12 protein-coding genes are annotated in these 14,987 nt (G+C 43.9%); all 12 read right to left on the bottom strand.

All coding sequences use genetic code 11. The annotated features are described in order from the left end of the window. Positions 1-179 precede the first annotated feature (179 nt). The 12 genes from ftsY to ACN6MY_RS09930 all read right to left on the bottom strand — a co-directional run bounded on the left by ftsY (position 180) and on the right by ACN6MY_RS09930 (position 14,983). Positions 180-1,166, bottom strand: coding sequence for a signal recognition particle-docking protein FtsY (gene ftsY / locus ACN6MY_RS09985; RefSeq protein ID WP_419883808.1), 987 nt, complete (start codon positions 1,164-1,166; stop codon positions 180-182). Positions 1,167-1,201: 35 nt separating this feature from the next. After that, entirely contained in the window at positions 1,202-4,768 is a 3,567-nt protein-coding gene (gene smc / locus ACN6MY_RS09980; protein ID WP_419883807.1) for a chromosome segregation protein SMC, read from the bottom strand. Positions 4,769-4,810: 42 nt separating this feature from the next. Further along, positions 4,811-5,542 (bottom strand): ribonuclease III, encoded by a 732-nt coding sequence (gene rnc, locus ACN6MY_RS09975; protein WP_419883806.1) that lies wholly within the window; start codon positions 5,540-5,542, stop codon positions 4,811-4,813. Positions 5,543-5,694: 152 nt separating this feature from the next. Next, positions 5,695-5,928: an acyl carrier protein gene (locus ACN6MY_RS09970; RefSeq protein ID WP_419883805.1), complete on the bottom strand. Its 234-nt coding sequence runs from the start codon at positions 5,926-5,928 to the stop codon at positions 5,695-5,697. A gap of 113 nt (positions 5,929-6,041) precedes the next feature. Beyond that, entirely contained in the window at positions 6,042-6,785 is a 744-nt protein-coding gene (fabG, locus tag ACN6MY_RS09965; RefSeq protein WP_419883804.1) for a 3-oxoacyl-[acyl-carrier-protein] reductase, read from the bottom strand. 1 nt (position 6,786) lies between these two features. Beyond that, positions 6,787-7,728 carry an ACP S-malonyltransferase gene (gene fabD / locus ACN6MY_RS09960; protein WP_419883803.1) on the bottom strand — a complete coding sequence of 314 codons (942 nt, stop codon included), beginning with the start codon at positions 7,726-7,728 and terminating at the stop codon, positions 6,787-6,789. Positions 7,729-7,750: 22 nt separating this feature from the next. Further along, positions 7,751-8,734: a phosphate acyltransferase PlsX gene (gene plsX, locus ACN6MY_RS09955; protein ID WP_419883802.1), complete on the bottom strand. Its 984-nt coding sequence runs from the start codon at positions 8,732-8,734 to the stop codon at positions 7,751-7,753. Further along, positions 8,731-9,315 (bottom strand): transcription factor FapR, encoded by a 585-nt coding sequence (gene fapR, locus ACN6MY_RS09950; RefSeq protein ID WP_419883801.1) that lies wholly within the window; start codon positions 9,313-9,315, stop codon positions 8,731-8,733. The genes plsX and fapR overlap by 4 nt, the downstream gene beginning before the upstream one ends. Positions 9,316-9,458: 143 nt before the next feature. Next, positions 9,459-11,507: an ATP-dependent DNA helicase RecG gene (recG, locus tag ACN6MY_RS09945; RefSeq protein WP_419883800.1), complete on the bottom strand. Its 2,049-nt coding sequence runs from the start codon at positions 11,505-11,507 to the stop codon at positions 9,459-9,461. Further along, positions 11,504-12,388, bottom strand: coding sequence for an L-serine ammonia-lyase, iron-sulfur-dependent, subunit alpha (sdaAA, locus tag ACN6MY_RS09940; RefSeq protein ID WP_090988118.1), 885 nt, complete (start codon positions 12,386-12,388; stop codon positions 11,504-11,506). The genes recG and sdaAA overlap by 4 nt, the downstream gene beginning before the upstream one ends. Positions 12,389-12,442: 54 nt before the next feature. Further along, the gene (sdaAB, locus tag ACN6MY_RS09935; protein ID WP_419883799.1) at positions 12,443-13,105 is read right to left on the bottom strand and encodes an L-serine ammonia-lyase, iron-sulfur-dependent subunit beta; all 663 of its coding nucleotides are present in this window, start codon (positions 13,103-13,105) and stop codon (positions 12,443-12,445) included. Between the two features lie 204 nt (positions 13,106-13,309). Beyond that, the gene (locus ACN6MY_RS09930; protein WP_419883798.1) at positions 13,310-14,983 is read right to left on the bottom strand and encodes a DAK2 domain-containing protein; all 1,674 of its coding nucleotides are present in this window, start codon (positions 14,981-14,983) and stop codon (positions 13,310-13,312) included. Between the last annotated feature and the right edge of the window lie 4 nt (positions 14,984-14,987).

Raw genomic sequence — 14,987 nt, 5'->3', positions numbered from 1 at the left:
TGAAAGGAGTTTTAATAGTCCGTAGTTTTAATTTACCTATCCGTTCCAGGCATCCTAGAACAAATCGTATGCCGGGGCGGCGGGAACTTGCTGTCATAGAATCAGCAAGCTGCGAGAAGGAAAAAATTTATCACTATAAAGAAAACCGGAAGGGGGCCCCTTCCGGTTTTCTTCAGCTGCTATTCTTCTTCGTCAATTAAATTCGAGAATAGTCCATACACATATTTTTCAGCGTCAAACGGCTGCAGGTCGTCCATGCCTTCACCAAGTCCAACGAATTTCACAGGTATGGCAAGTTCTTTACGGATGGCAAGGACTATTCCTCCCTTTGCAGTCCCGTCAAGCTTTGTCAGCACTATTCCAGATACATTTGTGGCTTCTTTAAAGGTTTTTGCCTGTACTAAAGCATTTTGGCCGGTTGTTGCATCTAAAACAAGCAGCACTTCATGCGGAGCTCCAGGCACTTCCCTTTCAATGACACGCTTGACCTTTTCAAGCTCATTCATTAAATTAACTTTGTTTTGAAGCCGGCCAGCCGTATCACAAATCAAAATATCTGCCTTGCGGGCCTTTGCCGATCTTATGGCATCAAACATGACAGCAGCAGGATCGGAGCCTTCGCCTTGTTTAATCACTTCAACTCCTGAGCGTTCTCCCCAGACTTCAAGCTGTTCGATGGCCCCCGCACGGAAGGTATCACCGGCTGCTAGCAGGACAGATTTACCTTCCTCCTTGAATTTATGTGCCATTTTCCCGATTGTCGTAGTCTTCCCTACACCATTGACACCCACAAACAAAATGACAGTTAATTCATTTTCCTTGATGTTCAGAGCGGACAAAACCGGCTCATCACCTTGGTAAATGGAAACAAGCTTTTCAGAAATAACCGATTGTACTTCTTTGGTATCAGAAATATTCTGGCGTTTAACTTCCATTTTCAGCTCATCAATCAATTCCATGACAGTATCAAAACCAACATCTGCACTGATCAGGATTTCTTCGAGCTCCTCAAAGAAATCTTCATCCACTTTTCTGTAGCGGGCTACAAGGTCATTCACTCTTCCAGTGAACGAATCTCTGGTTTTTGTAAGACCCTGCTTAAACTTGTCAGATACAGAATCAGTCTGATTCGTAAATTTTTCTTTCAGTTTTTTAAAAAAACTCATTTAAACACTTCCTTTCGAATGATCATTTGCATCGTTTAAAAAGGTGCGTATTCCTCTGTCTCTTCCATACGTACAGATACAAGTTTGGATACGCCAGATTCCTGCATGGTAATTCCATAAAGGACATCTGCTTCTTCCATTGTGCCTTTTCGATGGGTAATTACAATAAATTGCGTATCGCTGCTGAATTGCTTGAGATATTGGCTAAACCTAATTACATTGGCCTCATCCAGTGCAGCTTCCACTTCATCGAGAATACAGAAAGGAACAGGGCGGACTTTTAGAATGGAAAAGAGCAGGGCAATGGCCGTCAATGCCCTTTCGCCTCCTGACAGCAGACCAAGATTCTGCAGTTTTTTCCCCGGGGGCTGCGCAATGATGTCTACCCCTGTCTTAAGCAGGTCACTTGGGTCTGTCAGCTTAAGCTCCGCTTTCCCTCCTCCGAATAACGCTTTAAAAACGTGTTCGAATTCTGATCGGATGGCAAAAAATGTATCCGCAAAACGCCGTTTCATTTCATCGTCCATTTCTTCAATCACCTGGAATAACGTATCTTTTGCCTGTTGAAGATCATCTTTTTGAGCGACTAAAAATTGGTACCTTTCTGATACTCTCTCATATTCCTCGATGGCTCCAAGATTCACGGTGCCCAATTCCTCGATGCTAAGCTTAATTAATTTCACCTGTTTTCTTGCATCATCAGGGGCTATGGCAAGCGGGTATTTTTCCTTGGCAGCCTCAAAGGCCATAAAGTACTCTTCACTCAACTGATTTAAGAGATTTTCAAGTTCAACATCCAGCCTGTTTAGTTTGACTTCCTCATCCTTCACCACTTCAGCCATACCCTTATGCAGCCTTTTTAATTCCCTGGTTTCAAGCTCGATATCATCAAGAAATTCCTGCCGGCTTTTTCGTTCTTCCCTTATTGATGTGATATGCTCAAGTGTTTCATTCTTCGTCTGGAGGCATTTTCTCGCTGACTCCTCTAATTTTTCCGCACCGCTTGAACTGTCAGTCATGGCATTTGCGAGCATGGATAAATCCTCTTTATGTTCAAGTGTTTTTTCCGTTATTTCAGCCAGTTCATGCTGGATACGGCTGTATTTTTCATGCTGATGCTGCAGCTGTTCCTTCTTGGATGCCAGCTTCACCTTCAGCTCGCTGGTCTCCTCCGCCAGGCTTTCTTTTGTTTCCTGCTGTATTTTCCTTTTTTCTGTCAACTCGGCAATTTTTATGTCAAGTCTCTGAATTTCAACTCCGGAGCTCTTGAGCAATTCCTCAAGTTCATCAAGCCGCAAAGCTTTTTCATGATAGTCCTCATCTGCCGCTTTTTTATCAAGGTCATAGAGATGAAGTCTTTCGTTGACATTCTTTTCCAGCAGCTCAACTTCCCGCATCTGGCCATTCAATGACTGTTCCTCAAGACGCAGCTGTTCCCCTTCTGCTCGAATGCCATCAATTTTCGTTTCCAGTAAAGCAACATCTGATTTAAGCTGCTTAACATGCTGTTCAAGCTTATTTGTTTTCTCTTCCATTCCGGAAAGCTTGTTTTTAAGCTCTTCCAGTTCTGCTTTTCTGGAAAGAAGTGAAGATGTTTTCTGTTTGAGGGCTCCTCCCGTCATGGAACCGCCCGGGTTAACAATATCACCGTCTGTAGTCACAAATCGATATTTATGGCCAACGAGCTTCGCTAATTCATTCGCACCTTTTAGATCACTTGCGATAATTACAGAGCCAAGAAGGTTAGCAGCTATTGCTTGGTATTGTTTTTCATAAGAAATTAATTCAGCTGCCGTCCCCATAAAGGAAGGATGGCCCTTCATTAGATTATATTGTGATAAAGGCACTTCCCTCGATTTAATAACAGAAAGAGGCATGAATGTTGCCCGTCCATACGAATTTTTCTTCAGGAATGTGATTGCTTGCCTTGCATGCACTTCGTTTTCGACAACAATATGCTGCATGGCCCCGCCAAGCGCCGTTTCAATTGCCAGCTGATATTCCTTTGGAACGGTAATAAGCTCCGCAACAGCTCCCTTAATTCCTTGCAGCGTGTGCTTTCCTGCTTTCAGAACTTCTTTAACACCTTGAAAGAAGCCCGCATAATCATCTTCCATTTCCTCAAGCAGTTCTTTTCTTGACCTGGATTGCTGCAGATATTGATATGCCTGGTAGAGGGTGGTTTCCTGTTTTTGATAAGCCGCTTTAGCTCCTTCAAGCTTTCTTTGGCCATCTCTGAATATATGCACATGCTCTTCGATTTTTTTTACAGTTTCGGAGCGAGAGGCACTTAGAAGCGATTTTTTCTCTTCAATAGCGGATCTTTCCTCAAGAAATTTCGCATTGTTTTCATCAAGTATACTGCCTCTTTGAATCCCCTTCGATATTTGCTGTTCGAGATACTGCTTTTCATTTTTTGCAGATGCCTGTTTATTCAGCCAGTCGATGTAATCGCTCTTCAGCATTTCAATGGTTTCTTCGATATTAGCATTAAAAAGACTCAGGTCATTTTGCATGGCCCGAAGCCTGCCTTGGAGCTCCTGTACTTCACGTTCGAGAACCTGCAGTGCTGCACCTTCCCGCTTTTTTTCATCATTTAACGAAATAATCTTTCGGCTTCCCTCTTCAATGGACTTTTCAAGCTGTCCTTTGTTATGGAAGGCGTTCTTTTTGCGTTCCTTTAATACCTCTTTCCGGCCTTCAAGCTTTTCCAGCTCTTCACTAGCAGCAAGCAAAACACCTTGGTAATGATCACTTGATGCATCAAGGTCTGAAATTTTGCCGCGGATTTCTTCAATCATTTTTTCTTTTTTATAAAGCTCCGCTGACATTTTCCCTTCAGATTCGCTATGTTCAGCAAAACCCTTTGAAAGCTTTTCCCATTTTTGATGCAAACTTTCTATTTCATAAACCGTTAACGCAATTTCAATTTTTTCAAGTTCTGACTTTTTTTCCAGATATTCCTTCGCCAGAGAGGATTGGATTTTTAAAGGCTCCACTTGGCTTTCCAGTTCAAATAAAATATCATTTACGCGGTTTAGGTTCTCCTGGGTCTCTGAGAGTTTATTCTCCGCTTTTCTTTTTCTGGTTTTATATTTCAGCACACCTGCAGCTTCCTCAAAGATCACTCTTCTTTCTTCTGCCTTGCTGCTTAAAATTTCTTCAACTTTTCCCTGGCTGATGATTGAAAAAGCTTCCCTTCCGAGACCTGAATCCATGAATAAATCGATAATATCCTTCAGGCGGCAAGGCTGTTTGTTGATCAGGAATTCACTTTCTCCTGAACGATATACTCTTCTCGTGACACTGACTTCCTGGAAATCAATCGGCAGGGAATTCGTCTCATTATCCAAAGTGAGAGTAACTTCAGCAAAGTTCAGTGCTTTTCTTGAATCGCTGCCCGCAAAAATAATATCTTCCATTTTTACTCCGCGGAGAGACCTGGCGGATTGCTCGCCCAATACCCAGCGTATGCTATCTGTGATATTGCTTTTTCCGCTTCCATTTGGCCCGACTACAGCTGTAACTCCCTGGACAAATTCCACGGCAATTCTTTCTGCAAACGATTTAAATCCGACAATATCCAGCCGTTTGAGGAACATGGTTTTTCCCCCTCTATGTTCAACCTGCGATGTTGATCATTTCTATAATTTTTCTTTAAGTATTTTTAAAGCCAATTGTGCTGCCTGCTGTTCTGCTTCTTTCTTGGAACGGCCGATCCCGGTCCCTAATTCTTCACCATTTAATCTCACCTGGGAAACAAACTCCCTATTATGGGCAGGGCCTTTTTCCTGTGAAATTCTGTACTCCAGAATTCCGCTGCCATCTCTTTGGACCAGCTCCTGCAATTGGCTTTTATAATCCATCACATGAGAAAAAGCACCCTCGTCAATCTTAGGAAACACAACTCTTTCTAAAAACACAAGAACGGAATCCAGACCTAAATCCAGAAATAATGCACCTACGAACGCTTCAAATACATCAGCAAGAAGCGCAGGCCGTTCTCTTCCCCCTGTCATTTCTTCACCTTTGCCAAGAAGGACAAGGTCTCCAAATGATAGCTGCGCCGCAAAATCAACAAGAGATGGCTCACAAACAATCGCTGCACGCAATTTGGTAAGTTCCCCCTCGCTCATCAGCGGGTATTTTTTAAAAAGGTACTTTGAAATGGTCAGTTCCAATACGGCGTCTCCTAAAAATTCAAGCCTTTCATTGTCTTCATAAGGCTTGCGGCGATGCTCATTCACATAAGATGAATGTGTAAACGCTTGTTTCAGCAATTTTTCATCATGAAAATGAAAGCCTGAGCTCTGCTGAAATTGTTTGAACTTATTTTCCTTGATTGATGGCTTACGTTCATTTGCATTCTTTCTCATGTAACCAATCCTCCACTAAAGCTCAAAAATCACTTGCATATTGCGGCACCATGGCAAAGCCAGCACCGCTGTATGTTACTATCATACATTAATTCTTTACATAAGAGAAAGCCCCGTTATAAAACGGAGCTTTCTGCCAAGAGATCATTTAATTACATAGTGCTTTTTATGTAATTCACAGCATCTCCAACTGTGACAATTTTCTCTGCATCTTCATCGGAAATTTCCATGCCGAATTCATCTTCAAGCTCCATGACCAATTCCACTACATCAAGGGAGTCAGCACCAAGATCATCTTTGAATGAAGCTTCAAGTTTCACTTCTGCTTCTTCAACATTTAAACGATCGATAACGATCTTTTTAACGCGTTCTACTACATCTGCCACTGCATTCACCTCCCCTCAAGCCATTATAGAGTATTTTAGCTAAATAATAAATCCTTTATTTTAAGAAAAGCATGTGCTTAGCCATTTGAACCACTCACAATGAGAAAAATCAGTTACATAACCATTCCGCCATCAACATGCAAAGTCTGACCTGTCATGTATCCGCTGGCATCAGAAGCAAGAAAAGCGGTCACTGCTGCAACATCCTTTGGATCGCCGAAACGTGACAGCGGGATTTGCGCAAGCATTGAATTTTTCACTTCCTCTGTCAGCTTATCCGTCATATCCGTTGATATAAAGCCTGGAGCTACAGCATTTACTGTTATTCCACGCGACGCCAGTTCCTTGGCAGCAGACTTCGTCAGTCCGATTACTCCTGCTTTAGCTGCTACATAGTTAGCTTGTCCCGGATTCCCGCTGACACCCACAATAGATGCAATATTGATGATCCGGCCGCTGCGCTGCTTCATCATCTGGCGCGTAACTGCTTTTGTACAAAGGAAAACACCTTTTAAATTCGTGTTGATCACATCGTCCCATTCTGTTTCCTTCATTCTCATCAATAAGTTGTCGCGGGTAATTCCTGCATTATTAATCAGGATATCCAATGAACCAAAGCTATCAATCACATGTTTAGTCATAGCCGTAACAGCATCAGCATCTGCTACATCGCACTGAACTGAAAATGCCTGCCTGCCCAATGACCGGATTTCTTCGACAACTTCATTTGCTTTGGCTTCGCTTCCCGCAAAATTCACTGCAACATCTGCTCCCTGCCTGGCCATTTCAAGGGCGATTTCACGGCCAATGCCTCTTGACGCTCCAGTAACCAGTACTTTTTTTCCTTCAAGCAACATATTAATTCCCCCTCAAAGCCTGTACAGTGTTTTGCAGGCTTTCCTGATCGGATACCGAGTAAACGGAAGCCTTCCTGTCAATTTTCTTAATAAGCCCGCTTAATACTTTTCCGGGCCCCACTTCAACAAATGTATCGACACCCAGTGAAAGAAGGGTGTTTACACTATCTTCCCAGAGGACCGGGGAATAAAGCTGTTCAATGAGTTTTTCTTTTATTTCTTCAGGTTTATGTATTGGCTGTGCGGTAACATTTGAGATGACCGGAACTGCTGCATCATTGACAGAAATTGAATCCAAAACTTCCTGAAGGCGTGCAGCTGCAGGCTTCATCAGCTCAGAATGGAACGGTCCGCTCACTACTAGAGGAATGGCGCGTTTTGCTCCTTTTTCCTTTGCAAGCTCCCCTGCCAATCTGACACCTTCCGTACTGCCTGAAATGACAATCTGGCCAGGGCAATTAATATTTGCCAGCTGCACAGGTTCGCCCTTGGAAGAAATCTCTGCAGTTACCTCTGAAAGCAGCCCGCGTTCCATTCCCAGGATAGCTGCCATAGATCCTGTGCCATTCGGTACAGCATCTTCCATGAATTCTCCGCGCTGGCGGACAGTAGTGACCGCATCCTCAAAGCTTATTGCTCCCGAAGCAGCAAGAGCAGAATATTCCCCAAGACTATGTCCAGCTGTATAATCAGGTTTTATTCCAGCCTCGCTTAAAGCCTGAAATAGGGCATAGCTGGTTGTCACTAAAGCCGGCTGTGCATTAACAGTCAGTGTAAGTTCTTCCTGCGGCCCATTAAAAATCAGCCGGGACAGAGGAGCACTAAGTGCTTCATCCGCTTTTTGGAATATTTTCTTAGCCTGTTCATCCTTCTCGAATAAATCCTGGCCCATGCCAACGATTTGCGATCCCTGTCCGGGAAATACAAATGCAATTTTACCCATATCTCTAGCTCCTTATCTTCTTTTAGTTTACTTCAATCACCTTGCTGATGGTTTTGACCATCTCATTCCCGACCATATCACGCGTCTGGCGGATGCTGTTATAAAAAGCGTTGGCATCTGATGAGCCATGCGCTTTAATGACCGGTGCCTTTAAACCGAACAAAGCCGCCCCGCCATATTCAGAGTAATCCATCTGATTTTTCAATTCTTTCAATTGGGGTTTCAGGACTCCTGCAGCAAGTTTGCTCTTAAAGCTGGCAGTCAATGCGGTTTTTAACATAGAAAAGACAGACAATGCCGTTCCTTCTATCGTTTTCAAAACCATATTCCCCGTAAATCCATCGGTTACAACAACATCAGCAGCACCTTGAAGCAAATCCCTCGATTCAACATTTCCGATAAAATGAATCCCGGATTCTTTCAAGAGCCCATATGCCTGCTTAGTCAGTTCATTTCCTTTTTTCTCTTCTGTTCCTATATTCAAAAGTCCCACTCTCGGTTTTTCGATATTCCTGACCTTTTGCGCATATATCGAGCCCATGATTGCATATTGAACAAGATGTTCAGGGCGCGCATCAGCATTTGCCCCGGCATCAAGGAGAACAAAGCCGCTGCCGTCTATGGTTGGAAGTGTAGGGGCTAATGCTGGCCGCTCTATCCCCTCGATGCGGCCGACCACAAATAATCCGGAAGCCATTAAGGCCCCAGTATTTCCAGCCGAAATGCATGCATCCGCTTTTCCGTCTGCAACATGCTGTGCTGCAAGAACCATAGAGCTGTTCTTCTTGCGGCGAACTGCCCGGACAGGTTCATCCGTGCTTAAAATCTTTTCCTCGGTATGCAGGACACTGATCCTTGGATGTGCATTTAAATATTGATTGATTTCTGGTTCATTTCCAACCAGCAGGATTTCTATATCGGAAAACTCCTGTACAGCCTTCATCGCGCCAAGTACAGTTTCCTTGGGCGCATGATCTCCGCCCATGGCATCAATTGCTATTTTCATCTTTCTTCATCCTTTTCCTGGTGATGAGAACGGAACATTTCGAACTCCCCTTTAAAAACCAGTTCGTTTCCGACAAAGCTATTCACTTCGACCGTTGTCCTGTCTCCTGAGTGTTCCAGATCTTTCACAGCCGCCTTTGCTATGACTCTTTCATTTTCTTTCACGGAACGTGTAAATAAAATAGTAGCCTTTGCGGTTAGCGCCAGTTCATCATTAATGACCGCAACAGCAAGCGAATTGGCCTGGGCAAACAAATGATGCCCCCTTGCAATTTTATTGCGTTTAAAAACATGCTCTTGTCCTATATCCAATATAGATATCGCATGCCGATCGAGATTTATATCAATCACGTCCCCGATGACCTCATCCAATGGCAAAGACCGGATTTCGTCGCTGAATCTTTTCTCGGCCACGTTTTTTATTCTTTCCCGCAGCTCTGGAATAGATAATTCCAGACGATCCAGCCTTACAGTCTGGACGCTCACCGAAAATTTCTCAGCCAGCTCCTCATCCGTGATAAAAGGATTTTCATTAATCGTTTCGATTAAAAGCTGCTGGCGTTCCTTCTTATTTCTTCGCATTGAAGGTCACCATCCACAGTATTAAGACTAGGTACTAATAGTAGTATATAGATAAAAAAAGCAGAATGCAAGATACGACATCCTGCATTCTGCCTTAATAAAGCCGTATGCCTCCTGATTAACTAAAGCTTTCTGTGAGACTATCAGTCTAACTTTTCCCCTTTTAATACACCGGTATCTTCAAGATGCTTTCTTAAGGAACCGTATTCCGGATCATGCCAAAAGCTGTCTGAGCTAATCAGTTTCGCCGCATCATTTCTGGCCACCTCAAGCGTTCTGTAATCATGAACCATATCTGCTACTTTAAACTCAGGCACGCCGCTTTGTTTTTTTCCAAAAAAGTCACCAGGCCCCCGAAGCTCGAGGTCTTTTTCAGATAGGACAAAGCCATCATTGGTTTCGGACATGATTTTCATTCTTTCTTTGCCTGTTTCCGTTTTAGGATCCGCAAGCAATATACAATAGGACTGGTCAGATCCGCGGCCGACTCTTCCTCTAAGCTGATGGAGCTGTGCCAGACCGAATCGCTCTGCATCATAGATGACCATTACAGTTGCATTGGGAACATTGACACCGACTTCAACCACGGTGGTAGAAACGAGGATTTGAACTTCATTTTGGCTGAATTCGTTCATGACCGCATCTTTTTCAGCAGCAGGCAAGCGGCCATGCATAAGGCCTACCCTATACCTCGGTACGAAATATTGGTTGAGCATGGAATGGACATCAAGCACATTTTGCAAATCAAGCTTTTCTGATTCCTCAATTAAGGGGCAAATCACATAAGCCTGGCGCCCCTGCTTTAATTCTTTTTCAACAAATGAAAGGATCCTGTCAAGCATATCGTGTTTAGCCCAATAGGTTTCAATAACTTTGCGCCCTGCAGGCATCTCATCGATTGTTGAAACGTCCATTTCGCCAAATGCTGTAATCGCAAGTGTTCTTGGGATAGGAGTTGCCGTCATGAAAAGCACATCAGGTGTTTCCCCCTTTTCCCTGAGCACTTTGCGCTGCTGGACACCAAAGCGGTGCTGTTCATCTGTAATCACAAGGCCAAGTTTTGAAAAATTCACTTCATCCTGTATCAGTGCATGGGTGCCGATCAGAATATCCAATTCGCCGCAAGCCAGGGAACTTAAAAGCTCCCGCCGCTTTTTGCCCTTGACTGAACTTGTAAGCATCGCTGTCCTGATGCCAGAAGGCGCCAGCATGTTATTCAAAGAACGCGCGTGCTGCTCAGCCAGTATCTCAGTAGGAACCATTAATGCACCTTGATAGCCCGCAGAAACGGCTGCAAATAGAGCAATGGCGGCCACTGCCGTCTTTCCAGAACCAACATCGCCCTGCAGCAGCCTGTTCATTCTGTATGGAGACTTTAAATCAGAGAGTATTTCATTTACCACCCGTTTTTGTGCTCCGGTCAATGAAAAAGGAAGGGATTCAATAAAGTTTTTAACATTTTTAAGATTGTAATTCTGCTGAATCCCTTTAGATTGCTCCCGCTGAATTTTGCGGATGGCCTGCATTTTAAGCTGGAAGAGCAAAAACTCTTCATATACAAATCTTCTTCTTGCCTGTTTAACATCACTTGCCGACAAAGGAAAATGCATGGAATGCAGAGCATCCCCCCTTGGCATCAGCCGGTATTGCTCGACTATCTGCTTGGGCAGGTTTTCCTGCACCTGCTTTCCATACTCTGCAAACGCCTTTGTAATATAACGGCGAAGAGCTTTTACCGTAATATTCCCATGTACCGAATAGACCGGTTCATATTCTTTTTCTTTTTGGTAAGGGCCAAGCTGGCACTCGCTTCCCGTAATTGTCTGCCGATTGCGGTCCCATTTCCCGGTAACTGTGACGATATCATTGATATGCATCTTGTTCTTAAGATAAGGCTGATTAAAATATATGACCGTAACAAGGATCCTGCCAACCAGAAGCTTGATTGTCAGCCTTGATTTTTTCCTGCCGAAATAACTTAACAGTGGCTCACTATGGAGTTTTCCTTCAACAGTCACTTTTTCATCATGCTCTGCTGCCTCAAGATCCTTCAAGCGATAATCTTCATATCGGAAAGGAAGATAATCCAGCAGGTCAGCCACCTTAAAAACATTCATTTCGTTTAATGCAGCAGCCGTTTCTTCTCCAATTCCCTTTATTAAGGTAATGGGGTCATTCATTGATTTGCTCACTTCTTATTTAGCGGAAGACCATAAATCCGTGCCTCAATTTCACGGCCGGTCGGTGTTGCCGCCAACCCTCCCTGTGCAGTTTCCCGCAGTGCCACGGGCATTGTCTGTCCAATTTTGTACATGGCATCAATAACCTCATCGCATGGAATTCTGCTGGTAATACCGGCTAATGCCATATCTGCTGCAACCATGGCATTGGCTGCTCCCATTGCATTTCTTTTCACGCAAGGAACTTCAACCAAACCGGCTACAGGATCGCATACAAGGCCCAGCATATTTTTCAGTGTAATGGCCATAGCCTCCGCACTTTGTGCAGGAGATCCCCCTGCCATTTCCACAATTGCAGCCGCGGCCATTCCGGAAGCAGAGCCTACCTCCGCCTGGCACCCTCCTGCCGCTCCTGAAATGGATGCATTATTGGCCACTACAAAGCCGAATGCTCCTGCAGCAAATAAAAATTCGATCTTCTGCTCACGTGTAGGATTAAGCTTCCTTTGGATGGCAAATAATGTGCCAGGCACTACTCCTGCAGAACCTGCAGTCGGTGTGGCGCAGATCGTTCCCATTGCAGCATTTACTTCATTGGTTGCAACAGCCTTGCTTACAGCGTCCAAAAGCAGCTCACCTGAAAGAAAGTTCCCTTTTTTTATATACTCCTGAAGAAGTACTGCGTCACCTCCAGTCAGTCCAGAATGGGACTGTACACCCTGAAGGCCTCTTTCAACTGCCTTTTCCATGACATCCAGGTTGGTTTCCATAAGTTCGATCACTTGTTCCCGGGATCTGCCCGTTACTTCCATTTCCTGTTCAATCATGATAGCGGATATTTTTTTATTCTGAGATTGAGCCAGTTCTACCAGCTCAGCGACATTACGAAACAATTTTATTGTCCTCCCCATCATTTGCATGCAAACGTTTTCATATTTTTTAACCTATCAATCTGAAACCCTCGCAACCTGTGTAATATCAGGTACTTCTGCTATTTCCTGCAATATATGATTTTCAATATTATGATCAACTTCAATGGTCATTAATGCCATTTTGCCCTTTTCTTTGCGGGATACATCCATCTTCCCAATATTGATCTGATGCTTGGCCAGTATATTGGACACATTTGCAATCGCTCCGAAACGGTCATTATGGACAACCAGGATCGCGGGATGGTGGCCGGAAAGATTAAGCTGGAAGCCATTCAATTCAATGATTTCAATCTTTCCCCCTCCGATGGATATTCCGACAAGCTCCAATTCGCCTGCATCGTCGCCCATCACAATTTTCGCTGTGTTAGGGTGGTCCATCACTGCATCTTCTTCATGGAATTTTACTTTCATGCCATTTCCTTTTGCCAGGGTCAGCGATTCTTTTATACGTTCATCATAGGTATCAAAATCCAGAAGTCCGCCGACAATCGCAACATCTGTCCCATGCCCTTTGTAGGTTTTTGCAAAAGAGCCGTAAAATGATATCTCTGCCCATTTTGGTTCCCTGCCGAATAAGTTCCTGGCTACCCTTCCAATTCTGGCTGCACCTGCAGTATGGGAACTTGATGGCCCGATCATCACTGGTCCTATTATATCAAAAACACTTTTATATTTCATATTCTGCCTCCTCAATAGAGTCCTGGGATTCCTGATGTAAGCTGGGAATATTCGGCCTCATGCACAATAAAACTGCATAGCCTCCAGGCATATGCAGTTCTATTTTACTTCTTTCCCCGTTAAAGGAGCAAATCATTTCTAAAGCTGGCGCATGGAATTTTACTTTTGTGTTCCTTGGACGGCTTCTTTTCTCCAGAAATTCTCTTATTCAATCGAGAATATAAAAGGATATAACGGCTGTTTTCCATTATGCAATTCTATTTCTACGTCTTCAAACATTTCGCTGCAATAAGCCGCAAGCTCGCTGACTTCTTCCTGAGACGCTTCTTCACCGGACAAAATGGTCAGAATTTCGGAATCTTCGTCAATCAAACGTGAAAGCAAATCCTTAGCGGCATCTAATTTATTCTTGCTTTTTACTATTATTTTACCTTCTTCAAGACCCATGAAATCTCCTTTTTCGATTTCAAGTCCATCTATGCTGGTGTCCCGCACAGCATACGTCACTTGCCCAGTTTTCACATGGGCCAGAGCTTCTGCCATAGCACTCTCGTTTTCTTCAGTCCCCCTGGAAGAATTGAATGCCAGAAGTGCCGAGAGGCCCTGTGGAACAGTTTTGGAAGGAATGACTATTACATTTTCCTTAACTACTTCAGCCGCCTGCTGGGCAGCCATTATGATGTTCTTATTATTGGGCAGAATGATGACATTTTCGGCATTTGCCTCTTCAATGGCCTTCACAATATCTTCAGTGCTCGGATTCATAGTCTGGCCGCCTTCAATCACGGAATCTGCACCGATACTTTTGAATAATTCACTGATTCCCAAACCCATGGCAACGGAGACAATGCCGTATTTTTCTTTTTCTTTAGGCTTGTTCTCTGTCTGAAGGGCAGCATGAGTTTCGCCGACTAATCCGGAATGCTGCTCTCTCATGTTATCGATTTTCAGTTTAATCAGGCTTCCGTACTGCTGTCCGTAATTCAGCACAGAACCAGGCTTTTCGGAGTGAATATGTATTTTCACAATTTCATCATCAGAAATCACCAGAAGAGAATCGCCATACTCACTTAAATCCAATTTAAATTTATCTTCATCAAAAGGATGTTCGGCTGTTTTATCTTTTTCCAGTCTGAGCATGAATTCTGTGCAATATCCGTAAACAATGTCCTCTGTATTCATATGCCCTTGGACATTCATATGGTGCTCGGCGCTTACGAGTTCATCCATTGTAGGAAAACTTAATGTTTCAGGAAGCTTCTCGCCTTTCAATTCTGCAAGAAACCCTTCATATACCAGGAGAAGGCCCTGGCCCCCGCTGTCAACAACTCCCACTTCTTTAAGAACTGGAAGGAGATCCGGGGTGCGGTCCAAGGACGCCCTTGCTTCCTTTGTTATTTCCTCCATAACGGAAATGATGTCTGTGTACTGTTTTGCCGCAGCCAGGCCAGCTTTTGCTGCATCCTTGGCTACTGTAAGGATTGTTCCCTCCACAGGCTTCATGACAGCTTTATAGGCCGTTTCAACACCATCTTGAAAAGCTTTGGCAAATTCCGTACTGCTTATGGATGCTTTTGCTTCAATAGATTTGGAAAATCCGCGAAACAGCTGGGAGAGGATGACTCCTGAATTGCCGCGAGCCCCCATCAGCAGGCCTCTTGATAAAGAAACTCCGACTTTCCCGATATGTTCTTGAACATTATTTTTTACTTCCTTCGCTCCGGAAGTCATTGATAAATTCATATTCGTTCCGGTATCTCCATCCGGAACCGGGAAAACATTCAGTGCATCAACCATTTTTGCATTGGCAGCCAAATGGTTGGCACCCTGAATAATCATTTCCGCAAAATGTTGTCCGTTTAAATTCGTAATAGACACTAAC

This window comes from Peribacillus sp. B-H-3, from assembly GCF_048572925.1.
GTDB lineage: Bacteria > Bacillota > Bacilli > Bacillales > DSM-1321 > Peribacillus.
The sequence above is the reverse complement of the archived record's forward strand: the minus strand, read 5'-3'. Positions and strand labels throughout refer to the sequence as shown.

What these genes read in the sequence shown, in the direction of transcription:
- ftsY (WP_419883808.1), bottom strand. Translation starts at nt 1,166, where the DNA reads ATGAGTTTTTTTAAAAAACTGAAAGAAAAATTTACGAATCAGACTGAT.
- smc (WP_419883807.1), bottom strand. Translation starts at nt 4,768, where the DNA reads ATGTTCCTCAAACGGCTGGATATTGTCGGATTTAAATCGTTTGCAGAA.
- rnc (WP_419883806.1), bottom strand. Translation starts at nt 5,542, where the DNA reads ATGAGAAAGAATGCAAATGAACGTAAGCCATCAATCAAGGAAAATAAG.
- fabG (WP_419883804.1), bottom strand. Translation starts at nt 6,785, where the DNA reads ATGTTGCTTGAAGGAAAAAAAGTACTGGTTACTGGAGCGTCAAGAGGC.
- fabD (WP_419883803.1), bottom strand. Translation starts at nt 7,728, where the DNA reads ATGGGTAAAATTGCATTTGTATTTCCCGGACAGGGATCGCAAATCGTT.
- plsX (WP_419883802.1), bottom strand. Translation starts at nt 8,734, where the DNA reads ATGAAAATAGCAATTGATGCCATGGGCGGAGATCATGCGCCCAAGGAA.
- fapR (WP_419883801.1), bottom strand. Translation starts at nt 9,315, where the DNA reads ATGCGAAGAAATAAGAAGGAACGCCAGCAGCTTTTAATCGAAACGATT.
- sdaAB (WP_419883799.1), bottom strand. Translation starts at nt 13,105, where the DNA reads ATGAAATATAAAAGTGTTTTTGATATAATAGGACCAGTGATGATCGGG.